Source organism: Agrobacterium sp. DKPNP3, assembly GCF_052686535.1.
In genome coordinates, this window is the sequence record NZ_JBQYSN010000037.1 from 13,899 (window position 1) to 35,548 (window position 21,650).

Here is a 21,650-nt window from a genome sequence, read left to right on the forward strand (position 1 = left end):
TTTCTGTTTAATCTGGCCGGGAAAAACACTAGATAGCCGCCATGACCCAGGAAACGCTTGGCCTCGAAGCCCTACCCGTAAACGCCAGTGAAGGCGCAAACAGCCGCAAGGTTTTCATCAAGACCTATGGCTGCCAGATGAACGTCTACGATTCCGTCCGCATGAGCGATGCGTTGGCGAAGGATGGGTACGTTCAGACGGAGGATATGGGCGAGGCGGATCTGGTTCTCTTGAACACCTGTCACATCCGCGAAAAGGCAGCAGAGAAGGTTTACTCCGCGCTCGGCCGTCTGCGAGATATGAAAAAGTCGCGCGAAGAGCAGGGCCGCGAATTCATGATCGGTGTTGCCGGCTGTGTGGCGCAGGCGGAAGGCGAGGAAATCCTGCGCCGTGCCCCCGCCGTCGACGTCGTCATCGGACCGCAGACCTATCACCGCCTGCCGGACGCTTTGAAGCGCGTGCGCGGTGGCGAGCGTGTCATCGAGACGGAGTATGCGGTCGAGGATAAGTTCGAGCACCTGCCAGTTGCTGAGAAAGCGACATTGCGCACACGCGGCGTCACCGCGTTCCTGACGGTGCAGGAAGGCTGCGACAAATTCTGCACTTTCTGTGTCGTGCCGTACACCCGCGGTTCGGAGGTTTCCCGTCCCGTGCGCCAGATCGTCGATGAGGCGATGAAGCTTGTCGATGCCGGCGTGCGTGAGATCACGCTGCTCGGCCAGAACGTCAACGCCTGGCAGGGCGAAGGCGCGAAGGGCGAAAAATGGGGCCTTGCCGAACTGCTTTACCGTCTGGCGGAGATTCCCGGGCTCGCGCGGCTTCGTTACACCACCAGTCACCCGCGTGACATGGATGATCGCCTGATCGGCGCGCATCGCGATCTGCGCATTCTCATGCCCTATCTGCACCTGCCGGTACAGTCGGGCTCTGACCGCATCCTGAAGGCGATGAACCGCCGTCACACCGGTGAGGAATATATCAGGCTGATCGACAAGATTCGCTCCGCCCGCCCTGATATCGCCATGTCCGGGGACTTTATTGTGGGTTTCCCCGGTGAGACCGCTCGCGATTTCGAAGACACGATGGCGATGGTCGAAACGGTCAAATACGCGCAGGCCTTCTCGTTCAAATATTCGACCCGCCCCGGCACGCCGGGCGCCGATCTGAGCGATCAGGTCGATGAGGACGTCAAGGCCGAGCGGTTGGAAAGATTGCAGGCTCTGTTGCTGCGGCAGCAGAAGGAATTTGCGGAGTCGCTCGTCGGAAAAACGATGGATGTGCTGCTGGAAAAGCCCGGTCGCATGCCTGAACAGTTGATAGGTCGCTCTCCGTGGCTGCAATCCGTGAATCTTGATGCAAAGACTTTGAAAATCGGTGACATTGTTAATGTACGAATCACCGCAACGGGTCCAAACAGCTTGTTTGCCGAGGTGGCAGGGAGTTAGAGTGGGGAGCCGACACTGATTGGGACAGGAGCCTGACCGCTTGAACGCACACGAATTGGTATCAAATTCATCGCGCCAGCCACGCCCAGCCGCGACCGACGCCAATCACTTCGTCCTCACGTTCGAGAATAACAGGATAGCGGGAGAGCTATTCGGTCAGTTCGATCAGAACCTGAAGCTCCTGGAGCAGCGCCTCAATATTGACGCCCGCCCCCGCGGCAACTCCGTCGCCATCACCGGCGATGTGGTTTCCACCAACCAGGCCCGTCGCGCGCTTGATTTCCTTTATGAGCGTTTGCTTAAAGGTGGCGCCGTCGAGCTTTCTGACGTGGAGGGGGCAATCCGCATGGCCGTCGCAGCTGACGACCAGCTGACGCTGCCGACCATGGAGCGCAAGGCGAAAATTTCCATGGCGCAGATTTCAACGCGTAAGAAGACCATTTCGGCACGGACGCCCACGCAGGACGTCTATATGCGAGCGTTGGAACAATCAGAACTCGTATTTGGTGTTGGCCCCGCTGGCACGGGCAAGACCTATCTGGCTGTGGCGCACGCGGCGCAGCTTCTGGAGCGCGGCGCGGTCGATCGCATCATCCTTTCGCGTCCGGCCGTCGAAGCGGGCGAGCGTCTGGGCTTCCTGCCCGGCGACATGAAGGAAAAGGTCGATCCGTATCTCCGCCCGCTTTACGACGCGCTGTATGACATGATGCCGGGTGACAAGGTGGAGCGCGCCATCCAGGCGGGTGTCATCGAAATTGCGCCGCTCGCCTTCATGCGTGGTCGCACACTCGCCAACGCCGCGGTCATTCTGGACGAAGCCCAGAACACGACAACGATGCAGATGAAAATGTTCCTGACACGCCTTGGCGAAAACGGCCGCATGATTGTGACCGGTGACCCAAGCCAGGTGGACTTGCCGCGCGGCGTGAAGTCCGGCCTCGTGGAAGCCCTGCAGATCCTGACGGAGGTGGAAGGCGTGTCCGTTGTGCGGTTCAAGGATGTGGATGTTGTCCGTCACCCGATGGTGGCGCGCATTGTCCGGGCCTATGAATCCCATACGGCCGTCCCGGATGAGAGCCTGCTGAAGGGCGACTGACGAAAAGACAATGACAGCTCTGGATATTCAAATCAGCGTCGAGGCCGAAGGCTGGTCCTCGGAAGAGGACCTGTCTGCCTTTGCGTCAAAGGTGCTGGATGCGGCGGTCGATTTTCTGAAGCGAGAAGAGGATCAACCCTTTCCGAAAATGCCCGTCGAACTCTCGCTGGTCTTCACCGACGATGAAAATATCCGGGAAATCAACGCCGAATGGCGTGACAAGGACAAGGCGACCAACGTCTTGTCTTTCCCTGCTTTTCCGCTGGAACCGGGCGGAATGCCGGGCCCGATGCTGGGCGATATCGTCATCGCACGTGAGACGGTTGAGCGCGAGGCTCTTGAACTTGACAAGAGTTTCGAGGATCATCTGACCCATCTGCTCGTTCATGGGTTCCTGCATTTGTTCGGTTATGACCACATGGACGAGGAAGAAGCGGAAGAAATGGAGTCGCTTGAGACTCGCATTTTGGCGGTGCTTGGCCTATCTGATCCCTACGCGGGTCAAGAACCGCTTTAAATATTGTCTGGAGCCATGAACGAACATTCTGCACGACCTGCCAATGAGGGCAGAGAAAACGGCGAGCAGTCCTCTTCGGAGGAGGGCAGTAGTCACTTACGTCAGGACTACAATGCCAAACCGAGATCGACCATCTGGTCACGCATCGCGCGGTTGCTGAAACCATCCCAGGGCGAACGCCTGCGCGAGGATTTGACCGACGCACTGATGGACGACACCGAAATCGGTGCGGCCTTCACGCCCGAAGAACGGGCGATGCTGCACAATATCCTCCGTTTCCGGGAAGTCCGCGTTGAAGATATCATGATCCCTCGGGTAGATATCGACGGTCTGGACCAGAACATGACGATCGGCGATGCGCTGATCCTCTTCGAGGAAACCGGGCGCTCCCGCATGCCCGTCTATGACGAGACGCTGGATGACCCCAAGGGCATGATCCATATCCGCGACCTCCTGGCCTACGTCGCCAAGCAGGCACGCAACAAGCGTCGGGCCGGATCGCGCAGCGTCACCTACACAGAAGTGAAGTCGCCCCGTTCGCCGCGTCCCAATTTCGATCTGGCGCGGGTTGATCTCGAAAAAACGGTTGCCGATGCGGGTCTCGTGCGCAAGATCCTCTTCGCACCGCCGTCCATGCTTGCCTCTGATCTCCTGAAAACCATGCAGGCGCAGAGAACGCAGCTCGCTCTCGTCATCGATGAGTATGGTGGCACCGACGGTCTCGTCAGCCACGAAGACATCGTTGAGATGGTCATCGGTGACATCGATGACGAGCACGACAAGGATGAGGCGATGTTTTCGCGCCTTTCCGCCGATGTGCTTGTTGCCGATGCCCGCGCGGAGCTTACCGAACTTGCCGATGCCATCGGCCCGGATTTCGACGTGCGGGAACATCTGGAAGAAATCGATACACTGGGCGGGCTCATCTTCTTCGCGCTTGGCCGTATCCCGACCAAGGGTGAGGTCGTCAGGGCCGTCCCGGGCTTCGAGTTCCAGATCCTCGACGCAGACAGCCGGCGCATCAAGGGCGTCCGTATCGTCCGCAATCACGGGTCCGAGGGTGAGGATGATCGAGCTCCGGAAGATGCAGGCGCCGTCATTGCGCTGCCGGCTCCTGATGTGCGTCTGATCACACATCAACAGAACGCGGAATAATGGGGCGACGGGATATCCCGTCACCTTCCGATTGTTCGACATCGGTGGGGTGATGCGCGAAAGGCCTGAGAAAGTGGCTGGCGTCATCCCTTGTGTGGACTGCGAATCTTTTTTCCTTTACGTCGATTCCAGGGGAATTTTCGCGGGCGCAGCAGCCTTGCCGCGAGCGGGCGCTGCCGAATTGGCATTAACGGAGTTGGCATGGAGCGTCTTGCAGGCAGGTTAATGCTGGCCAGCGGCATGAGCCGCGCGTTGATCGCGATCGCCGCCGGCGCGATCGGGGCGCTCGCCCTACCACCATTCGGTTTTTTTGCCGCACTGTTCCTGTCTTTCACACTGCTTGTCTGGCTTATCGATGGTTGCACCGCAAAGCCTGGTGGTGGCCTCTTCAATCGCGCCCTGCCGGCCTTCTGTATAGGCTGGTGCTTCGGCCTTGGTTATTTCGTGGCCGGGCTGTGGTGGCTGGGCAATGCGCTGCTTCTCGAAGCAGATGAATTCGCCTGGGCTCTGCCGCTTGCCATCCTCGGCCTGCCGGCATTTCTGGCGCTGTTTTACGGTTTTGCGGTTGCGGCTGCCAATCTCCTCTGGTCCGATGGCTTGGGCCGCATTGCGGCGCTGGCGGCTGCCTTTGGTCTGACGGAATGGTTGCGTAGTTTTCTGGCGACCGGCTTTCCCTGGAACGCCATCGGCTACGGCATCATGCCTATTCCTGTCATGATGCAATCTGTGCACTTGCTGGGGCTTTTCAGCATAACGACGCTTGCCGTCTTCATTTTTGCCTCGCCGGCGTTGATTGCGACGAAAAAAGGCATGGCGCCGGGTCTCGCAATTGCTGGCCTCTTATTGGCGGGTCATGTTGGTTACGGCCTTTACCGCCTACAGACACCGGCCGAGACGCCGGCGGATGCGCTGACCGTCCGCATTGTCCAGCCGTCCATCGATCAATCGCGCAAGATGCTGAATGGTGACCGCGCGGAAATTTTCGCAGAGCACCTGCGACTATCCGCGCTGCCACCGGGAGACGGCAAGAAGCGCCCCGACATCATCGTCTGGCCGGAAACCTCTGTCCCGTTCATCTTGACGCAGAATCCAGACGCGCTGACGGAAATCGCCAAAACGCTTGATGATGGCCAAGTGCTGTTTACCGGCGCCGTCCGAATGGAGGATCAGGGCGCCGGGCGACCGCCGCGCTATTACAATTCGGTCTATGCGATCGATAGTCAGGGGGAGATCATCGGAGCGGCCGACAAGGTGCATCTGACCCCCTTTGGTGAATATGTTCCCTTTGAGAATGTGCTGCGCGAATTCGGCATCGATAACGTCATTGCCCTGCCGGGTGGCTTTTCCGCTGCGTCATCCCGCACGTCGCTGACCCTGCCATCTGGCAAGAGGTTCTACCCGCTGATCTGCTACGAGATCATTTTTCCCGGCGAGATGACAGCCGAGCTTCAAGGGGCAACAGCTATCCTGAATGTGACCAATGATGGCTGGTTTGGCGATACGCCTGGGCCCTATCAACATTTTCTACAGGCACGCATACGGGCTGTTGAAACGGGCGTACCGGTGATTCGCGGTGCCAATACCGGCATCTCGGCCGTCATTGACCCCTATGGCCGCATCGTTGCTGGTCTTGACTATGGTCAAGTCGGCACTATTGACGCCACCTTGAGTGGTGGGTCTCGTGATGCTATCGGTTACGACACACATCGGACGTATTTCTGGTTGATTTTTTCTTTGATGATCATTGTTGCGGCGGGCGGTGCGTGGAGTTTTGCGCGCGGCCGGAATTGACCGCGCACCCCCCACAATTGCATAGTGAATAGGTCAGTCGTAAAACAAGTTTGGCCGTTGTCCCAATACCGGCTTATTTCTTAGAATATTAGTGAAGCACTATATCAACCCTTTCCGAGTGTCAGGACCGCATGATGACCGAAAATAAGAAAAAGCCTAACCCCATCGACATTCATGTCGGCAGCCGAATTCGCCTTCGCCGGACCATGCTCGGCATGAGCCAGGAAAAGCTCGGTGAGAGTCTTGGAATTACCTTTCAGCAAATCCAGAAATACGAAAAGGGCACGAACCGTGTTGGCGCCAGCCGCCTGCAGAATATTTCGGCAATCCTGAACGTACCCGTTTCCTTTTTCTTCGAAGATGCACCCGGCGATCAGCCTGGCGGAACGCCCGGAATGGCGGAAGCGTCCAGCTCCAACTACGTGGTAGACTTCCTGTCGTCTGCCGAAGGTCTGCAACTGAACCGGGCTTTCGTGAAGATCGCCGATCCAAAGGTTCGTCGCCGCCTTGTCGATCTTGTCAAGGCGCTCGCCGCCGAGGGTGACGCGGAGTAATCTGCGCTTTCGCCATAATATTTCCGGCACGGGATGCCGGGCACTCAACGGTCCGCGAGGACCGTTTTTTTGTGTCGAATTAGAAAGGAATTCTCACATAAAGATATATTTATGTGGTTGTGTCCTTGTTTTTCGTGGCCGAAATGACTAACAAATCTGGAGACCGTTCTTTGAGGGGAATCCCGCATGCGTGCCAATTACCTGTTCACCAGCGAGTCCGTGGCCGAGGGTCATCCGGACAAGGTTTGTGATCGTATTTCCGATGAAATCGTGGATCTCGTTTATCGTGAAGCGGCCAAGACGGGCGTTGACCCGTGGACCGTGCGCATCGCTTGTGAAACGCTTGCCACGACCAATCGCGTCATTATCGCGGGTGAGGTTCGCGTTCCCGACACGCTGCTGAAGAAGGACAAGGACGGCAAGATCGTCAAGGATGCTTCCGGGCATCCGGTCATCAACCCTTCCAAGTTTAAGTCCGCCGCCCGCAAAGCGATCCGCGACATCGGATATGAACAGGACGGTTTCCACTGGAAGACCGCCAAGATCGACGTTCTCCTGCATCCGCAGTCTGCCGATATCGCACAGGGCGTGGACAACGCTTCCGATAAACAGGGTGACGAGGGTGCGGGCGACCAGGGCATCATGTTCGGCTACGCCTGCAAGGAAACACCGGATTTGATGCCGGCGCCGATCTATTATTCCCACCGCATCCTGCAACTGCTCGCCACGGCCCGTAAGAGCGGCGAGGGTGAGGCAGCAAAGCTCGGCCCCGATGCCAAGAGCCAGGTAACCGTGCGCTACGTCGACGGCAAGCCTGCCGAAGCGGTGTCCATCGTTCTCTCCACGCAGCATCTGGATGCCAACTGGGATTCCAAGAAGGTTCGTGCCGTCGTCGAGCCCTATATCCGTGACGCTCTCGGCGACCTGAAGATCGCCGACGATTGCCAGTGGTATATCAACCCGACGGGCAAGTTCGTTATTGGTGGTCCGGACGGTGACGCCGGCCTGACGGGCCGCAAGATCATCGTCGACACCTATGGTGGTGCGGCCCCCCATGGTGGCGGTGCATTCTCCGGCAAGGATACGACCAAGGTCGACCGTTCCGCAGCCTATGCGGCGCGCTACCTCGCAAAGAACGTCGTTGCTGCCGGCTTTGCTGATCGCTGCACGATCCAGATTTCTTACGCCATCGGCATCGCCCAGCCGCTGTCGATCTATGTCGATCTGCACGGAACGGGCAAGGTCAGCGAAGATCAGGTCGAGGCTGCGATCCGCAAGGTCATGGACCTTTCGCCGTCGGGCATTCGCCGCCATCTCGATCTCAACAAGCCAATATACGCCAAGACGTCTTCCTACGGCCATTTCGGCCGCAAGGCCGGTCGTGATGGCTCCTTCTCCTGGGAGAAGCTCGATCTGGTGAAGCCGCTCAAGGAAGCTTTGAGCGCTTAAGCATTTCCAGTAAAAGTGCGTAGCGGTTTTACGTCTGGAAAATGCGTCAACTAGATATCGCGCTTGTTATTTGGCGGCGATTGAGAGATACCGTCTGCAACTTTGTAACCCGCACAGTGCCTCACGGGGTGCTGTGCGGGTTAAGTCTATTTGGTCTTGAGAGTATGAGATGACGGAAGAACGGCGTTCGCGCGCGACGGAAGCGTTTTTTGGCAGGCGCAAGGGCAAGCCCCTGCGCCATCAGCAGGTCGATACGATTGAGAACCTGCTGCCTTTGCTGAAACTCGATCTGGAAAGCGTGCCCCCGTCAAATCTCGTCACTCTTTTTCCGGCTGACGTCCGATCGATCCGGCTGGAGATCGGTTTTGGCGGCGGTGAGCATCTCGCCCATCGCGCCGTCGAAAACCCCGAAACGGGTTTTATCGGCGTCGAGCCCTTCGTGAACTCCATGGCCAAGCTGCTTGCCACCGTGCGTGAGCGTGAGCTCATGAACATCAGGCTCTACGACGATGATGCGACGCAATTGCTGGATTGGTTGCCGGAAGGGTCGATCGATCACATCGATCTGCTTTATCCCGATCCCTGGCCGAAGAAGAAGCACTGGAAGCGTCGCTTCGTGTCAGACGTCAATTTCACCCGCTTTCACCGCGTGTTGAAACCCGGCGGCAAGTTCTGCTTTGCCTCTGACATCGATACTTACGTCAACTGGACGCTGCAGCATTGCGCCCGGCATGGCGGCTTTCAATGGACGGCGACAAGCGCTGATGACTGGCGCACGCCCTATGCCAACTGGCCAGGCACGCGTTACGAGAACAAGGCAAAACGAGAAGGCCGCAGCTCGGCCTATCTCACCTTCATCCGTCGATAAAGCATTTCCAGAAAATGCGCGCCGCGGATTTACGTCCGGTAAATGCGCAGGCGGTAAGCCCCCTCAGAGCGCCGCGTCCACTTCCGCCGCCAGCGGAATGGAAGGCTGGGCGCCGGCGCGCGTGCAGGCGAGCGAGCCTGCGACTGCAGCCCGCTTCAATGCACGTTCGAAGTCGATGCCCTGATCGAGGCTGGCGGCAAGGTAACCACAGAAGGTATCACCCGCGCCAACCGTGTCGAGCGGCTCGATCTTGAGGCCCGACGACCTGTAGACCTTGCCATTACGAATGGCGATCACGCCGTCGGCTCCAAGCGTGACGATCAATGTCTGGCCGGTCGTCTCGTGAAGGGCCTTGAGTTCGGTTTCCCGCCCGTCGCTGGAGAGGCCATTCTTGCCGATCAGCAGCTCGAACTCAGTTTCATTGGCAATGACGATATCGGCAAGAGCGCTAAGGCGCGGTGCGTCTGCGGTCAGCGGCGCGGTGTTGATGATTGTGGTGATGCGTTTCGCCTTGGCAGCCGTCAGCGCCGCTTCGATCGCTGCAGCCGGAATTTCGAACTGCAGCATCAGAATATCGCCCGCAGCCATTTCGGATATGGTTCTTGTGGCATCGGATGCGGAAACCTCGCCATTGGCGGCAGGGATGACAGAGATCATGTTCTCTCCGCCTTCACCGATCAGGATCACCGCCGTACCCGTGGGGCCAGGCGCGGTTTTGACCAATGACAGATCGGTCCCTGCGTCACGCAGCAAGGTCAGTGCCGGAGCGGCAAAGGTGTCATCGCCCGCAGCGCCCGCCATCTTGACCGTGGCGCCCGCGCGCCGCGCAGCCAGAGCCTGATTGGCTCCCTTGCCGCCGGCGGCCGTGGAGAATGTCTCTCCCGTCACGGTTTCACCGGGCTTGGGCAGGCGTTTGGCGGTCGCGACGAGGTCCATGTTGATGGAGCCGAAAACAGTAATCATGGGGCGCTGGGTCCGTATGAAATTTAAGCAAGGCGGCGACTTTGCCCGAGACGATCACTCGTCGTCAACTACCCGCAATTTCGCCGCACCGGCTCGGTTTTCCGCAAAGCGCCGGGCCTGGTCGATTTCTCCATGCGGCGCGTCTTTTTCCGTTGATGAGAAATCGAGGCCCTCGATTTTCTGTCCGCGCGCCAATACCTTGTCAGAGGAGATGAGCATCATGTCGACGTCTTTCTGCGCAAGCCCGAAATGGGCCTGCAACTTGCGCGTCCGATCGTCCAGACGCCGCACATCATCCATCAGCAACGCCACTTCACCCTGAATGAGATGCGCCTGTTCGCGCATGCGCTGATCTTTGAGCACGGACTGGATGACCTGCACCGACAGCATCAAAAGCGATGGCGAAACGATGACGACGCGGGCGCGGTGGGCGCGCTGCACCAGATATTCGAAATGCTGGTGAATATCGGCGAAGATCGATTCCGACGGCACGAAGATGAAAGCGGTATCCTGGGTCTCGCCGCGAATGAGATATTTCTCGGCGACATCGCGAATATGCACCTCCATGTCCCGGCGGAACTGCTGCACGGCGGCGCGTTTGGTTTCAGGCGTCTCGTCCGCCTTGATGGCGTTCCAGGCTTCCAGCGGGAACTTCGCGTCGATGACGAGCGGCGGCGCATTGTTCGGCATCTTGATGGTGCAGTCGGGCCGATAACCGTTCGAAAGCGTCGGCTGCAGCTGGAAGGCGCCCGGCGGCAGGGCGTCGGCGATCAGCGTCTCCATCCGTGCCTGTCCGAAGGCTCCGCGCGTCTGCTTGTTGGAAAGTATCGCCTGAAGCCCCACCACGTCCTTGGCCAGATCCTGAATATTGCCCTGCGCGGCATCGATGACCGCGAGGCGCTCCTGCAGGCGGCTTAGATTCTCATGGGTCGACCGGGTCTGCTCCGTCAGCGTTTCGCCAAGACGCTGCGACATGCCATCAAGCCGCTGGTTGAGCGTCTGGCTCATCTCGCTCTGGCGCGTGCCAAGCGTTTCCGCCATAGCCGCGATGCGTCCATGCAATTCGGACTGGGTTTTCAGGAGATCAGAGATTTCACCATCGGCTCCCGCCTTATTCGACCGGTTTGTGGTCACAAGCCATGTCACCGCGAGGCCGAAAACCACCGCAGCAAGCAGCGCGCCGAAGCTGATATCGACGGAGCCGGCCCGAAGCGCGGGCTCAAGGAGAACGGAGAAGTCTATGCTCATGACTAAATCTAGCAGATTTCCGATGATTCGTAAGATCAAACCAAGAACATTCCTGCGGCGGAAATGAGTCCGGCAGAGCGGATGCCGCCCGCCCTTTTCATCGTCGTGTTTTTTATTTCCTCTGCGCGAGAGATACGTTATGGGAAGCCATGACCATCAAACCGCTTATCATTTTGCCCGATCCCGTGCTGCGCCAGCAATCCAAGCCCATCGAACAGGTGGATGCCGAGGTGCTGCGTCTTGCCGACGACATGCTTGAAACCATGTATGATGCACCGGGGATCGGGCTTGCTGCCATCCAGATCGGCGTGCCGCGCCGGATGCTGGTGATCGATGTTGCGCGTGAAGGCGAAGAAAAGAACCCGATCGTCTTCATCAATCCGGAAATCCTCAAGGTTTCGGACGATATCTCCACCTATGAGGAAGGCTGTCTCTCGATTCCCGATTATTACGCTGAAGTGGAGCGCCCTGCGTCCCTCACCGTGCAATATGTCGGGCGTGACGGCAAGCAGCAGACGGTCGAGGCGGACGGCCTGCTCGCAACCTGTCTCCAGCACGAGATCGATCACCTGAATGGTGTTCTGTTCATCGACCATATTTCGCGATTGAAGCGTGACATGGTCATCAAGAAATTCACGAAAGCAGCCCGCGCAAAAGTCTGATCCGGCACACAGCTGACCGGGCGGAAGACAGGGCAGGGGGCGATCATGGCTCTTCGCATCATATTCATGGGCACGCCGGAATTTTCCGTTCCGACGTTGCGTGCACTGGTGGAAGCCGGTCACGAGATCGCCGCCGTCTACACCCAGCCGCCGCGTCCCGGCGGTCGTCGCGGCCTTGATCTGCAGAAATCGCCGGTACACCAGACTGCGGAACTGCTGGGTTTGTCTGTGTTCACACCCGTAAATTTCAAAGCCGAAGAGGATCGCCAGCAGTTCCGGGATTTCAACGCCGATGTAGCTGTTGTCGTGGCTTACGGACTGCTGCTACCTGAAGCGATTCTCTCCGGCACGCGTCTTGGCTGCTACAATGGTCACGCTTCGCTGCTTCCGCGCTGGCGCGGAGCTGCCCCCATCCAGCGGGCGATCATGGCTGGCGACACCGAAACCGGCATGATGGTCATGAAGATGGAAAAGGGGCTCGATACCGGCCCCGTCGCGCTTACCGCAAAGGTGGCGATCGACGAAAATATGACGGCCGGCGCGCTGCATGACAGCCTGATGCTGGCAGGTGCGCGGTTGATGCGGCAGGCGATGGGCAAGCTGGAAGCAGATGAGCTGCCCCTCGTCGAGCAGGCGGAAGAAGGCGTTCTCTACGCCGCGAAAATCGACAAAGGCGAGACCCGCATCGATTTTTCAAGACCGGCGCAGGATGTGCATAATCATATTCGTGGCCTCTCGCCGTTCCCCGGCGCATGGCTGGAGATGGAGATCGGCGGCAAGCCCGAGCGCGTCAAGGTACTGGCGTCCGAGCTGGCGAGCGGTATGGGCGAGGCAGGCAGCGCATTGGATGACGTTCTCACCATTGCCTGCGGCAGCGGCGCCGTGCGGCTCACCCGTTTGCAGAAGGCGGGCGGCAAGCCGATGTCGGCCGCCGATTTCGTGCGCGGCACGCCGGTTCCCGCCACCACGAGGCTTGGCTGATGCCACGGTTTCGCATGACCGTCGAATATGACGGCACGCCCTATTATGGCTGGCAGAGACAGGAAAACGGCCCCTCGGTTCAGGGTGCGCTGGAGGCTGCGGTTCGGTCGCTGACCGGCGAGAGCGTTTCCATTCGCGGCGCTGGCCGCACCGATTCCGGCGTGCATGCCGTTGGCCAGGTCGTTCACGTCGATCTCTCGCGAGACTGGGAGCCCTACAAGCTACGCAATGCCCTCAATGCGCACCTCGCCATGGCGGGTGAGGCCGTGGCCGTGCTCGATGCTGCCGCTGTGACCGAGGATTTTGACGCCCGTTTCTCCGCCCTTCGTCGGCACTATCTCTACCGCATCATTTGCCGCAAGGCCCGACTGGCGCTGGAGCACAAGCGGGCTTGGTGGGTGTCGAAGGACCTGGACCACGAGCGCATGCATGAGGCCGCGCAGATGCTGGTCGGCCGGCATGATTTCACGACCTTTCGCTCAGTCCATTGTCAGGCGAACAGCCCCGTGCGCACGCTCGACCGGCTGGACGTGACGCGCAACGGCGATCTCATTGAGATTCGTGCCACCGCGCAAAGCTTCCTGCATAACCAGATCCGCTCTTTCGCCGGCACGTTGAAGCTGGCGGGCGAAGGCGGCATGACCCCTGACGACGTGCGTGCTGCACTTGAGGCGCGGGATCGCAAGGCCTGCGGCCCGGTGGCGCCGCCTGACGGTCTTTATTTCATGCAGGTCGATTATCCCGACGTCATTCCCCCGCGCCGTCGTCTCGACGCTGACGTTGTGGAAGATGAGGGCTGAGGCGAGCGTGTCGCCGCTCAGGCGGGGTAGACGCCTAGAAAACGCTGCAATGCTTCCGACAGCAGCATGGCGGGCACCAGCAACGTCATGACGATTGCCGAGACGAGCAGCATCTGGTCGCGGATGAAGAATCTGACGATCCGTGAAAAGGCGAAGACCAGCGACAGAAGCAGCGCCAGCCACAAAATCGCGATCAACCCCTGCAACGGCGGTAGGAAGAACGCAATCAGGATCAGAACGGCGTAAGCGTATGAAAAGGGCAGGGACAACCAGTTCATGGTCGTTACGAGCGGCGCGAATTTCTCGCGTGCACCGAAAACATATAGCAACATGCCCGTCAGAAGCAGCGGCACGATCCAGCAGATCGCTTCGACCATGGCCAGCCGGAAGAAGAAGATGAGGCCAGTTCCGGTTCCCGGCGGGTAGCTCGCGAGAAACGCTGCCCGCAGCCATAGCCAGGAAACCAGCATGGCTGGCAGGCACCAGAGCGCGGAATAAAAGGATCGCCACATGCCGCGATCGCTGAGGTCAAGATATCGCGCGCCATTGTGGTCGCCGATGAGCAGCAGCCACAGGCCCGTCAGATAAAGCCTGACTTCACTTACCGTCGGCATGGGCGAACCAGCGTTCGATAAAGGTCTCGTAGATGCGCGTCAGCGTTTCGAGATCGGCAACGGCCACGCGCTCATCGACCATATGCATGGTCTGCCCGACGAGACCGAACTCCACGACAGGGCAATAATCCTTGATGAAGCGCGCATCCGAAGTGCCGCCGGTGGTCGAAAGCTTCGGCTCTTTGCCGGTGACGGTTTCAACCGCGCCTGACAGCGATGAGATGAGGGCGTTGTTCCGTGTCAGGAACACATGGCTCGGACGATCTGCCCAGACGAGTTCGTATTTGACCGGGGCGCGGTCGGGACGGAGCTCGCCTTCCGCTGCGGCGGCATCGAGGCGGCGGATGATTTCCGCCCGAAGGGTCTCTGCGGTCCAGGTGTCGTTAAAACGGATGTTAAAGGCCGCCGTCGCCCGCGCCGGGATGACATTGGTCGCGGCATTGCCGGTGTCAACAGTCGTCACTTCGAGATTGGAAGGCTGGAAATCATCCGTGCCGTGGTCAAAGGGCGGATGCATCAGCGCATGCGTCAACTGCAGAAGACCACGGATGGGGTTGTCGGCAAGATGCGGATAGGCAGCATGGCCCTGCACACCATGGACCGTGATGCGGCCGGAAAGCGAGCCGCGGCGGCCGATCTTGATCATGTCGCCCAACTGGTCGGGGTTGGTGGGTTCGCCCACAACGCAGGCATCCCACGTCTCGCCCCTTGCAGCAGCCCATTCCAGAAGTTTGGACGTGCCGTTGATCGACGGGCCCTCTTCGTCACCGGTGATCAGGAAGGAAACGGAGCCCCCAGGTTTGCCATGCTTTTCGATATGGCGGGCGATGGCGGCCACGAAACAGGCGATGCCGCCTTTCATGTCTACCGCGCCGCGGCCGTACATTTCGCCACTGACAATTGCCGCCGAGAAGGGCGGATGGCTCCATGCGGCCTCGTCGCCCACAGGCACGACATCCGTATGGCCCGCAAACATCAGATGCGGACCTTCAGTGCCGAGCCGGGCATAAAGGTTTTCCACGTCGGGCGTTCCCGCCTCGCTGGCCACCATCCTGTCCACCTTAAAGCCAAGCGGCGAAAGCAAGGAGTCGAGCAAGGAAAGCGCACCGCCTTCCGCAGGCGTCACCGAAGGGCAACGGATAAGGGCGGCGAGATTGGCAACGGGATCGGTCGTGGTCATGGTATCAGCTTTTATCAGTCGCGCAGCAGCTCGTTGATGCCCGTCTTGGAGCGGGTCTTCTCATCGACGCGCTTGACGATCACGGCGCAATAGAGGCTGGGACCCGGCTCGCCATTAGGGAACGGCTTGCCCGGCATGGTGCCGGCGACGACGACGGAATAGGGCGGAACCTCGCCATAGGTGATTTCGCCGGTGGCGCGGTCAACGATCTTGGTGGACTTGCCGATGAATACGCCCATGCCGAGAACAGCGCCCTCGCGCACGATGCAGCCTTCAACGACTTCCGAACGGGCGCCGATGAAGCAATTGTCCTCGATGATCGTCGGGCCCGCCTGCAGCGGCTCCAGAACGCCGCCGATCCCGACGCCGCCGGAGAGGTGCACATTCTTGCCGATCTGCGCGCAGGAGCCGACCGTTGCCCAGGTATCGACCATGGTGCCTTCATCGACGTAGGCGCCGAGATTGACGAAGGAGGGCATCAGCACGACGTTCTTGGCGACGTAAGCCGAGCGGCGGACGACGGCGTTCGGCACCGCACGGAAGCCGGCGGCGCGGAACTGGTTTTCACCCCAGTTTTCGAACTTCGACGGCACCTTGTCCCACCAGGTGGCTTCGCCCGGCCCACCGGTCACGATTTCCATGTCGTTCAGGCGGAAGGAGAGAAGAACGGCCTTTTTCAGCCACTGGTTCACCTTCCAGCTTCCGTCAGCCTGCTTCTCGGCCACGCGCGCCTCACCGCTGTCGAGAAGTTGAAGAGATGTGTCCACGGCGTCGCGAACCTCGCCCTTCGTCGATACATTCACGCCATCGCGGTTGTCGAAGGCGGTTTCGATGATGGTTTCGAGGGAAGAGAGATCCGTAAGGCTCATGGAAAATTCCTTGAATGTCGCGTGTGGTCTGGTCACGGAAGGCCCGCGCCGCTGGAAGGCTTTGGCCATTTGATCTAAGGGAGTGTTGGAAAGGCGTCAATGTGATTTGGGTGATTTGGCGCTTCAGACGAAAGGCATGGAAATGGCACGACTGAAAAATGGCAAGTTGCGGCGCAAGGACGGGGTCTGGGATCCTTTGAAGCGCAGCGCTGTAGACAAGCAGCAGGCCGAGGTCGTGCCGAAAACACCGCAGTCGGATTCCCCCTCCTATCGCCTCGCTTACGTGGACACGGATTTCCTATGCCGTGAGGAGTTGCGCCCCGTCAGACTCCAGCTTGAGCTTTTGAAGACCGAAATGGCGCTCAGCGAGCGCGGCATCAAATCCACGGTCGTGATGTTCGGCGGCGCGCGCATTCCAGAACCCGGCGGTGCGGCCTGGGCGGCGCGCAACGAAACGCAGAAGCGCAATCTGGAGCAATCCTCGGTCTATTATGATGAGGCGCGGAAATTTGCTCACCTCTGCACGGATTATGCGGCGAAATCCGATCACCTGGAATATGTCGTGGTCACCGGTGGCGGTCCCGGCGTCATGGAGGCGGGCAATCGCGGCGCCGTGGATGCAGGTGGCCCCTCCATCGGGCTGAATATCGTTTTGCCGCATGAGCAGGCACCCAACGCCTATGTAACGCCGGAGCTGAGCTTCAACTTCCATTATTTCGCCATCCGGAAAATGCATTTCCTCATGCGGGCAAAGGCCGTTGTGGTGTTCCCCGGCGGGTTCGGCACGCTTGATGAGCTTTTCGAAGCCTTGACGCTGATCCAGACAAAGCGCATGGCGCCCATTCCGCTCATTCTTTTTGGTGAAAAATTCTGGCGTTCCGTCGTCAATTTCGAGTTCCTGGCGGATTTCGGCACCATTGCTCCAGAAGATATGGATCTCCTGCATTTTGCCGAAACGGCGGATGACGCCTGGAAGATCATCGCTGACTACTACGAGCACTGAAGAAGGCTGGGCGCGACGAAGTAATATTAGGTCTTAATTAGCAATCATATTCTAATTTTGCCTCGTCGCGCTGCAGCGCACTGTCCCTTGCGGACGGGCCTCCATGACGGAGATTGTCATCCGTTTACGTCAGCTCTTTCGGGTTGACGATCTCCATTGGGGCCGAAATGTTCAATCTCAAAGTGAAGTCGCTTGCGACCAAACTCATCCTCGTGACCGGCTGTGCCATTACCACGGTTCTCGTTGCATCCAATTCCTTCCTCATCTTCCAGACAAGCGAGCGCGTCCATGCGCTGACCATGGATCAGGCCAATACGGAAGCCCGGGCCATCGCCAATGTCATCGCCGCGGATGTCGGCGAACTCGGCAGCGCGGCGCGCTCCATGGCGGGTGTGATCGGCCGGGCGCATCAGGCAAAATCGATGGATCGACCCGGCATCGTCAACATCCTCAAGGCGAATGTCGAACAGAACGCCTTCGCCTTCGGTAGCTGGTTCTGCGAGCAGCTCGGCCTTTTCGATGGCCAGTCGACGGAGATTGCGGGCAGGCTGGATCTCGGAACCAATGCGAAAGGCGCGTTTGCCCCTTACTGGTCCAAGACACAGAAGGGCGATATTCAGTACTCGACTTTTGATAATGACTATGCTGCGGAATGGTATGCGCTCGCAGCCAAAACCGGTAAGGGCGCGATCACGCAGCCTTATCTTGCGCAAGGCACGGAAGTCCCGACCACGATGACGTCGCTTGCCTATCCCGTCATGTCTGATGGAAAGATGATCGGCGTGGCAGGTGTCGATATTTCGCTCGCATCGCTTACCCAGAAGCTGCAGGCCCTGCATCCTTTCGAAACCGGCCGGGTCACGCTCGTTTCTCAGGGCGGCCAGTGGCTGGTTCCGCCGACGCCCGAGCAGAATATGAAAGCCTATGACGGAGAAGGCGCAACAACGGTCCAGACCGCGATTGCCTCCGGCAAGCAGGGTCTCATCGAAAATCTCGGGCTAGATACCGACGCGCCTTACAACCGTCTCGTTTACCCATTCTCCGTTCCGGGTCTTAACGCCACCTGGGTCGTTCTTATCGATATTCCCCATCAGGCCTTGAATGCACCGGTTCAGGAGCAGACGTATCTGATGATCATCGGCGCGATCGTCATTCTTGCCGCCGTCATCGCAGCGCTTTATTTTGCCGTCCGCTATTTCGTTCGTAACCCGCTTGCGTCCCTCGTCGCAGACGTCAGGACGCTGAGCGACGGTCGCTACGATGTGCCTGTTTCCGGTCAGGACCGTCAGGATGAAACGGGTTCGGTTGCGACTGCGCTTGAAGGTTTCCGCGCCAAGCTTGCGGGCATTCGTGAGATGGAGGCCGAGGCCGACGCCCAGCGTGGTCACGCCGAGACGGAACGCCAGCGCTCTGAATTCGAGCGCAATGAAAACAGCCGCATGCAGCAGCACATCGTCAGCGTTCTCGGCTCCGGTCTGAATGCTTTGTCGCAGGGCAATCTGACCTACCGCATCCAAGAGGAGTTCCCCGGCGAATATGCGAAGCTGCGGGAGGATTTCAACTCGGCGCTCGCTAGCCTCGAGGAAACGGTTTCCACGGTCAACGCCACCGTCGTCAGCATTGGCAACGGCACGGGCGAAATCACCCGCGCCGCCAGCGATCTTTCTCACCGCACGGAGCAGCAGGCCGCAAGCCTCGAGGAAACCGCCGCCGCACTTAACGAGCTGACCGCACAGGTCAATTCCAGCGCGGAGAATGCCGCAGAGGCAGCCGGCGCCGTCAGCCATGCCTGTGACGATGCGGGCAAGTCTGGGGAGGTCGTGCAGCAGGCCGTGAACTCCATGCAGGGCATTGCCCAATCTTCCGCGGAAATCTCGCGCATTATCGGCGTCATCGACGAGATCGCCTTCCAGACAAACCTTCTCGCGCTGAATGCCGGTGTGGAGGCAGCACGCGCCGGGGATGCCGGCAAAGGCTTTGCGGTCGTGGCGCAGGAAGTGCGTGAACTGGCGCAACGTTCTGCAACTGCCGCCAAGGAGATCAAGGGGCTCATCAACACGTCGGCCACGCAGGTTGGCGAGGGTGTTCAACTGGTCGGCAAGGCTGGTGAGACGATGAAGAGGATCGCCGATCAGGTCCTGCAGATCAACCAGCTGATACGCCAGATCTCCGCCTCCGCCAGCGAGCAGGCTGTCGGTCTGAAGGAGATCAACTCTGCCGTTACCCAGATGGACCAGGTCACACAGCAGAACGCTGCGATGGTGGAAGAAACCACGGCGGCCAGCGTGACGCTGAACAGCGAGGCCGAAACGCTGAAGTCGCTCGTCGCTGGTTTTGTGGTTTCAGGCGGTCAGCCCAGCCAGCAATTGCGCGCCGCCGCTGCAGCGATGCGCGCGCCGACCGCTACCCAGACGTCTGCCCGTCCGGCCGCGCCCCGTGCCCGCCCCAGAACGAGCGGCGCGAATGCACTAGCGCAGGATGACTGGACGGAGTTCTGATCGGCAGTTGCCGCTCGAACTGAAACGGGCCGCTGGTATCGCCAGCGGCCCTTTTTGATTCCGTCAAAGACGGGCGAAACGTTCGGTCAGCAACTCGAAGAAGCCGTCGGCATCCACATTGCGCATCACGCGGGCATTGGCGGGACGGTCAGTCACCCGCCACCAGTCCACCACGGTCATGCCCATGGTGAGTTCAGAAAGGACCTCGATCTCGACATTGCACTCGCGGCCTTCAAACAGTTCGGGCTTGAGGAGATAGGCAATGACGCTCGGATCATGCAGCGGGCCGCCATCCGAACCATATTTCTCGATGTCGAAACGCTCGAAAAACTCCAGCATTTCCGCCATGGCGATCGCTGGCTTCGTGCCGATTTCGCGAATGCGATTGACCCGCGCCTTGGTCGTCAGCAACTGATGCGTGACATCGAGCGGCATCATGACGATGGGCATGCCGGAGCGGAAGACGATATCTGCGGCCTGCGGATCCACATAGATGTTGAATTCCGCCGCGGGTGTGATGTTGCCGCCTTCGAAGAAGCCGCCGCCCATCATCACCAGTTCCTTGACGCGATCAGCGATCTCCGGCGCCTTGAGGAGCGCCAGCGCCACGTTGGTCAAGGCTCCGAGAGTGCAGAGCGTCACGGTGCCCTCGGGCTCCCGCATCACGGTTTCGATGATGAAATCGACCGCATGCTGCTTCTGTGCCTCCATGGTCGGTTCGTCGAGGACCGGCCCATTGAGGCCGGTGCTGCCGTGCACATGTTCGGCGGTGATGGGCTTGCGCACCAGCGGCTTTTCCGCGCCCTCGTAAACGGGAATGTCGGTGCGGCCGCACAATTCGCAGATGATGCGAATGTTACGGCTGGTCAGCTTCAAGGGAACATTGCCGGCAACGGCGCACAGTCCGAGAATGTCTATTTCGTCAGGGCTGCCGAAGGCCAGCATGATCGCCGCTGCGTCGTCCTGTCCCGGATCGGTGTCGATGATGATTTTTCTGCGTTCTGCCATGTCTTGCCCGCCGTTGAGATGAGCGCTTTTTTCGAGCGGCGGGTGCTTACTTGTCAAGCCTCATTCCGCCCGCGGGCCGCTGCCGCCCCTTGTGACTTGCGCAAGGCGGGGCGGCTTCCCATATTGCTGGAGCCGGTGCGATTGACCGGCGGGCCGCCGGAAGCGGGGCCGCGAAACGTCGCTTGGTTGCAAGGACAGAAGAGATATGAGCCGCATGACGCCATTCACGCACCCGCTTTTGCTGGGTTTTGATGCCATGGAAAAAACGCTGGAGCGCATGGCGAAGGCCAATGACGGTTATCCTCCCTATAACATAGAGCGTCTGCCCGGCAGCGACGATATCCCCGAGCGCCTGCGGATCACCATCGCGGTGGCCGGCTTTTCGCAGGATGATCTTGATGTGACGACGGCGGACAACCAGCTCGTCATCCGGGGTCGCCAGCAGGAACAGGAAAAGCGGGATTTTCTCTATCGGGGCATTGCAGCGCGGCAATTCCAGCGGGTCTTCGTGCTTGCCGACGGCATGCAGGTGCGGGAAGCGCGGCTGCGCAACGGTCTTCTTTCCATCGATCTGGTCCGGCCCGAAATTTCAAACGTGGTAAAGAAAATTAATATTTCCGTCTCAGAGTAGACCATGAACGCCGGAATCGGACACGAATCGCTCGGCGTGAAGAAGGAGGCTGAAATATGCTTTTAAAAGAAGCGCATGCGCGTCTCACGCAGTCCCAGCTCGCTCATATTGGCGAAGGAGAAGTGGGATATATTCGCAAGATCCGTGCAGAAGACGTTAGCCGCTGTTTTCCCGAAGCGCCCGATCTTGATCCGCAACTCGATCTCTGGGCCTTGTTCGGGGCGGATGGGACGCCCATTCTCCTCACAGACAATCGCTCGAGCACCTTTTTCAAGGCGGCGGAAGACGATCTTAAAACAGTCAGTCTGCATTAGGAAA

21 protein-coding genes are annotated in these 21,650 nt (G+C 59.3%); 15 read left to right on the forward strand and 6 right to left on the reverse strand.

Features of this window, described 5'->3' with window-relative positions; genetic code table 11:
* Positions 1 to 41: 41 nt before the first annotated feature.
* The 8 genes from miaB (at position 42) to trmB (ending at position 8,875) form a co-directional block, all read left to right on the forward strand.
* Complete coding sequence (gene miaB, locus ACUTJJ_RS12290) at positions 42 to 1,445, forward strand: tRNA (N6-isopentenyl adenosine(37)-C2)-methylthiotransferase MiaB (protein ID WP_445542352.1); 1,404 nt, start codon at positions 42 to 44, stop codon at positions 1,443 to 1,445.
* A gap of 40 nt (positions 1,446 to 1,485) precedes the next feature.
* Complete coding sequence (locus ACUTJJ_RS12295) at positions 1,486 to 2,541, forward strand: PhoH family protein (RefSeq protein ID WP_063949548.1); 1,056 nt, start codon at positions 1,486 to 1,488, stop codon at positions 2,539 to 2,541.
* 10 nt (positions 2,542 to 2,551) lie between these two features.
* Complete coding sequence (ybeY, locus tag ACUTJJ_RS12300; RefSeq protein WP_144576060.1) at positions 2,552 to 3,058, forward strand: rRNA maturation RNase YbeY; 507 nt, start codon at positions 2,552 to 2,554, stop codon at positions 3,056 to 3,058.
* 15 nt (positions 3,059 to 3,073) lie between these two features.
* On the forward strand, positions 3,074 to 4,213 hold the full coding sequence (locus ACUTJJ_RS12305) for a hemolysin family protein (RefSeq protein WP_445542353.1): 1,140 nt from the start codon (positions 3,074 to 3,076) through the stop codon (positions 4,211 to 4,213).
* Positions 4,214 to 4,414: 201 nt separating this feature from the next.
* Positions 4,415 to 6,004 carry an apolipoprotein N-acyltransferase gene (gene lnt / locus ACUTJJ_RS12310; RefSeq protein ID WP_445542354.1) on the forward strand — a complete coding sequence of 530 codons (1,590 nt, stop codon included), beginning with the start codon at positions 4,415 to 4,417 and terminating at the stop codon, positions 6,002 to 6,004.
* 134 nt (positions 6,005 to 6,138) lie between these two features.
* On the forward strand, positions 6,139 to 6,558 hold the full coding sequence (locus tag ACUTJJ_RS12315; RefSeq protein ID WP_063949808.1) for a helix-turn-helix domain-containing protein: 420 nt from the start codon (positions 6,139 to 6,141) through the stop codon (positions 6,556 to 6,558).
* Between the two features lie 186 nt (positions 6,559 to 6,744).
* Positions 6,745 to 8,007 (forward strand): methionine adenosyltransferase, encoded by a 1,263-nt coding sequence (gene metK / locus ACUTJJ_RS12320; protein ID WP_445542355.1) that lies wholly within the window; start codon positions 6,745 to 6,747, stop codon positions 8,005 to 8,007.
* Positions 8,008 to 8,176: 169 nt separating this feature from the next.
* Positions 8,177 to 8,875: a tRNA (guanosine(46)-N7)-methyltransferase TrmB gene (gene trmB / locus ACUTJJ_RS12325; RefSeq protein ID WP_445542356.1), complete on the forward strand. Its 699-nt coding sequence runs from the start codon at positions 8,177 to 8,179 to the stop codon at positions 8,873 to 8,875.
* Positions 8,876 to 8,938: 63 nt separating this feature from the next.
* Here trmB and ACUTJJ_RS12330 read toward each other — a convergent pair whose 3' ends face one another.
* Both ACUTJJ_RS12330 and ACUTJJ_RS12335 read right to left on the reverse strand, forming a co-directional pair.
* On the reverse strand, positions 8,939 to 9,838 hold the full coding sequence (locus tag ACUTJJ_RS12330) for a ribokinase (RefSeq protein WP_445542357.1): 900 nt from the start codon (positions 9,836 to 9,838) through the stop codon (positions 8,939 to 8,941).
* A 54-nt stretch (positions 9,839 to 9,892) separates the two neighbouring features.
* The gene (locus ACUTJJ_RS12335) at positions 9,893 to 11,086 is read right to left on the reverse strand and encodes a DNA recombination protein RmuC (RefSeq protein ID WP_445542358.1); all 1,194 of its coding nucleotides are present in this window, start codon (positions 11,084 to 11,086) and stop codon (positions 9,893 to 9,895) included.
* Positions 11,087 to 11,235: 149 nt separating this feature from the next.
* Here ACUTJJ_RS12335 and def point away from each other — a divergent pair, with 149 nt between their 5' ends.
* The 3 genes from def to truA are packed head-to-tail and all read left to right on the forward strand — an operon-like array spanning position 11,236 to position 13,529.
* The gene (def, locus tag ACUTJJ_RS12340) at positions 11,236 to 11,748 is read left to right on the forward strand and encodes a peptide deformylase (protein ID WP_063949556.1); all 513 of its coding nucleotides are present in this window, start codon (positions 11,236 to 11,238) and stop codon (positions 11,746 to 11,748) included.
* Positions 11,749 to 11,793: 45 nt separating this feature from the next.
* Positions 11,794 to 12,729 (forward strand): methionyl-tRNA formyltransferase, encoded by a 936-nt coding sequence (gene fmt, locus ACUTJJ_RS12345; RefSeq protein ID WP_445542359.1) that lies wholly within the window; start codon positions 11,794 to 11,796, stop codon positions 12,727 to 12,729.
* A complete protein-coding gene (truA, locus tag ACUTJJ_RS12350) occupies positions 12,729 to 13,529 on the forward strand; it encodes a tRNA pseudouridine(38-40) synthase TruA (RefSeq protein ID WP_445542360.1) in 801 nt (266 codons plus the stop codon). The genes fmt and truA overlap by 1 nt, the downstream gene beginning before the upstream one ends.
* A gap of 17 nt (positions 13,530 to 13,546) precedes the next feature.
* On the opposite strand, the gene ACUTJJ_RS12355 is transcribed toward truA, so the two are convergent.
* Genes ACUTJJ_RS12355 through dapD form a run of 3 tightly spaced genes read right to left on the reverse strand, consistent with a single transcriptional unit; the run spans position 13,547 to position 16,192 of the window.
* Complete coding sequence (locus ACUTJJ_RS12355; protein ID WP_063949559.1) at positions 13,547 to 14,143, reverse strand: hypothetical protein; 597 nt, start codon at positions 14,141 to 14,143, stop codon at positions 13,547 to 13,549.
* The gene (gene dapE / locus ACUTJJ_RS12360; RefSeq protein WP_445542361.1) at positions 14,127 to 15,323 is read right to left on the reverse strand and encodes a succinyl-diaminopimelate desuccinylase; all 1,197 of its coding nucleotides are present in this window, start codon (positions 15,321 to 15,323) and stop codon (positions 14,127 to 14,129) included. The genes ACUTJJ_RS12355 and dapE overlap by 17 nt, the downstream gene beginning before the upstream one ends.
* Positions 15,324 to 15,337: 14 nt before the next feature.
* A complete protein-coding gene (gene dapD / locus ACUTJJ_RS12365) occupies positions 15,338 to 16,192 on the reverse strand; it encodes a 2,3,4,5-tetrahydropyridine-2,6-dicarboxylate N-succinyltransferase (protein ID WP_063949809.1) in 855 nt (284 codons plus the stop codon).
* Positions 16,193 to 16,334: 142 nt separating this feature from the next.
* On the opposite strand from dapD, the gene ACUTJJ_RS12370 reads away from it, so the two are divergent.
* Both ACUTJJ_RS12370 and ACUTJJ_RS12375 read left to right on the forward strand, forming a co-directional pair.
* Positions 16,335 to 17,195 (forward strand): LOG family protein, encoded by an 861-nt coding sequence (locus ACUTJJ_RS12370; protein WP_445542362.1) that lies wholly within the window; start codon positions 16,335 to 16,337, stop codon positions 17,193 to 17,195.
* A 167-nt stretch (positions 17,196 to 17,362) separates the two neighbouring features.
* Positions 17,363 to 19,693: a methyl-accepting chemotaxis protein gene (locus ACUTJJ_RS12375; protein ID WP_445542363.1), complete on the forward strand. Its 2,331-nt coding sequence runs from the start codon at positions 17,363 to 17,365 to the stop codon at positions 19,691 to 19,693.
* Positions 19,694 to 19,756: 63 nt separating this feature from the next.
* Here ACUTJJ_RS12375 and ACUTJJ_RS12380 read toward each other — a convergent pair whose 3' ends face one another.
* A complete protein-coding gene (locus tag ACUTJJ_RS12380) occupies positions 19,757 to 20,701 on the reverse strand; it encodes a nucleoside hydrolase (RefSeq protein WP_445542364.1) in 945 nt (314 codons plus the stop codon).
* A gap of 205 nt (positions 20,702 to 20,906) precedes the next feature.
* On the opposite strand from ACUTJJ_RS12380, the gene ACUTJJ_RS12385 reads away from it, so the two are divergent.
* Both ACUTJJ_RS12385 and ACUTJJ_RS12390 read left to right on the forward strand, forming a co-directional pair.
* On the forward strand, positions 20,907 to 21,332 hold the full coding sequence (locus tag ACUTJJ_RS12385) for an Hsp20 family protein (RefSeq protein ID WP_063949562.1): 426 nt from the start codon (positions 20,907 to 20,909) through the stop codon (positions 21,330 to 21,332).
* 56 nt (positions 21,333 to 21,388) lie between these two features.
* Positions 21,389 to 21,646: a BQ00720 family protein gene (locus tag ACUTJJ_RS12390; protein WP_003503706.1), complete on the forward strand. Its 258-nt coding sequence runs from the start codon at positions 21,389 to 21,391 to the stop codon at positions 21,644 to 21,646.
* Positions 21,647 to 21,650: the final 4 nt, after the last annotated feature.

What these genes read in the sequence shown, in the direction of transcription:
- miaB (WP_445542352.1), top strand. Translation starts at nt 42, where the DNA reads ATGACCCAGGAAACGCTTGGCCTCGAAGCCCTACCCGTAAACGCCAGT.
- ybeY (WP_144576060.1), top strand. Translation starts at nt 2,552, where the DNA reads ATGACAGCTCTGGATATTCAAATCAGCGTCGAGGCCGAAGGCTGGTCC.
- ACUTJJ_RS12305 (WP_445542353.1), top strand. Translation starts at nt 3,074, where the DNA reads ATGAACGAACATTCTGCACGACCTGCCAATGAGGGCAGAGAAAACGGC.
- lnt (WP_445542354.1), top strand. Translation starts at nt 4,415, where the DNA reads ATGGAGCGTCTTGCAGGCAGGTTAATGCTGGCCAGCGGCATGAGCCGC.
- ACUTJJ_RS12315 (WP_063949808.1), top strand. Translation starts at nt 6,139, where the DNA reads ATGACCGAAAATAAGAAAAAGCCTAACCCCATCGACATTCATGTCGGC.
- metK (WP_445542355.1), top strand. Translation starts at nt 6,745, where the DNA reads ATGCGTGCCAATTACCTGTTCACCAGCGAGTCCGTGGCCGAGGGTCAT.
- trmB (WP_445542356.1), top strand. Translation starts at nt 8,177, where the DNA reads ATGACGGAAGAACGGCGTTCGCGCGCGACGGAAGCGTTTTTTGGCAGG.
- ACUTJJ_RS12330 (WP_445542357.1), bottom strand. Translation starts at nt 9,838, where the DNA reads ATGATTACTGTTTTCGGCTCCATCAACATGGACCTCGTCGCGACCGCC.
- ACUTJJ_RS12335 (WP_445542358.1), bottom strand. Translation starts at nt 11,086, where the DNA reads ATGAGCATAGACTTCTCCGTTCTCCTTGAGCCCGCGCTTCGGGCCGGC.
- def (WP_063949556.1), top strand. Translation starts at nt 11,236, where the DNA reads ATGACCATCAAACCGCTTATCATTTTGCCCGATCCCGTGCTGCGCCAG.
- fmt (WP_445542359.1), top strand. Translation starts at nt 11,794, where the DNA reads ATGGCTCTTCGCATCATATTCATGGGCACGCCGGAATTTTCCGTTCCG.
- truA (WP_445542360.1), top strand. Translation starts at nt 12,729, where the DNA reads ATGCCACGGTTTCGCATGACCGTCGAATATGACGGCACGCCCTATTAT.
- ACUTJJ_RS12355 (WP_063949559.1), bottom strand. Translation starts at nt 14,143, where the DNA reads ATGCCGACGGTAAGTGAAGTCAGGCTTTATCTGACGGGCCTGTGGCTG.
- dapE (WP_445542361.1), bottom strand. Translation starts at nt 15,323, where the DNA reads ATGACCACGACCGATCCCGTTGCCAATCTCGCCGCCCTTATCCGTTGC.
- dapD (WP_063949809.1), bottom strand. Translation starts at nt 16,192, where the DNA reads ATGAGCCTTACGGATCTCTCTTCCCTCGAAACCATCATCGAAACCGCC.
- ACUTJJ_RS12370 (WP_445542362.1), top strand. Translation starts at nt 16,335, where the DNA reads ATGGCACGACTGAAAAATGGCAAGTTGCGGCGCAAGGACGGGGTCTGG.
- ACUTJJ_RS12375 (WP_445542363.1), top strand. Translation starts at nt 17,363, where the DNA reads ATGTTCAATCTCAAAGTGAAGTCGCTTGCGACCAAACTCATCCTCGTG.
- ACUTJJ_RS12380 (WP_445542364.1), bottom strand. Translation starts at nt 20,701, where the DNA reads ATGGCAGAACGCAGAAAAATCATCATCGACACCGATCCGGGACAGGAC.
- ACUTJJ_RS12385 (WP_063949562.1), top strand. Translation starts at nt 20,907, where the DNA reads ATGAGCCGCATGACGCCATTCACGCACCCGCTTTTGCTGGGTTTTGAT.
- ACUTJJ_RS12390 (WP_003503706.1), top strand. Translation starts at nt 21,389, where the DNA reads ATGCTTTTAAAAGAAGCGCATGCGCGTCTCACGCAGTCCCAGCTCGCT.